The organism is Myxococcus vastator (assembly GCF_010894475.1).
Classification (GTDB): Bacteria; Myxococcota; Myxococcia; order Myxococcales; family Myxococcaceae; genus Myxococcus; species Myxococcus vastator.
Map to the genome: position 1 here is coordinate 1 of NZ_JAAIYB010000904.1, position 869 is coordinate 869.

General features: G+C 72.5%; 1 protein-coding gene. It reads right to left on the reverse strand.

The window, feature by feature from the left end:
• On the reverse strand, nucleotides 1-869 hold an 869-nt coding region (locus G4D87_RS38245), incomplete at both ends, for an AMP-binding protein (protein ID WP_163787646.1).

The following is an 869-nucleotide window of genomic DNA, read 5'->3' on the forward strand; positions in this document are numbered from 1 at the left end:
GCCACCCCCACCGGCACCGGCCGCATGCTCCCGTCCAGCACGTACACCCGCGTGTTGCCCAGCGGCCTTCCCAGCGGCACTGTCGCGGGCGACGTCACCCGGCGCGGCGACTCCACTCGCCCCGCCAGCACGCCCACCGTCGCCTCCGTCGGGCCGTAGTGGTTGTACACCTCGCACTCCGGCGCCAACGCGTGCACCTGCTCCACCAGGCTCCACGACGCCGCCTCTCCTCCCAGCACCAGTCGCTTCCTCGGCACCACCCGCACCGGCTCCGCCGCGCTCAGCAGCGCCGCGAAGTGCGACGGCACCACCTTCGCGCACTCCACCCCGTGCTTCTCGAAGTACTCCGCCACTCCTGACGGGCTGCTCGCGCGCTCCTGCGTCAAGACGTGCAGCTCGCCTCCCACGCTCAGCGCGGGAAACAGCACCGTGTTCCCCAGGTCCGCCGCCAGCGTCGACACCAGCGCGAAGCTGCGGCACTCCTCCAGCCGCAGCCGCGCTATCGCCGCCTGCACGTAGTTGCTCAACTGCCCGTGCGACACCCCCACGCCCTTCGGGCGCCCCGTGCTCCCCGACGTGAACAGCACGTACGCCAACTGCTCGGGCGCCACTGACACACCCACGCCTGTCACCGGCTGTCCCGCGCGCGCCGCTTCCTCCACCAACACCCGGCGCGCACGCGTCCCTTCGAAGACCGCCGCGTGCCTCGCCTCCGTCACCACCACCCGCGCGCCGACTTCCTCCACCAACGCCCGCAGCCGCGCCTCCGGCTGGCCCGCGTCCAACGGCACATAGGCGCCTCCTGACTTCAGGATGCCCAGCATCGCCGCCACCCACTCCACGCCTCGCTCCAGGCACAGCCCCACCGG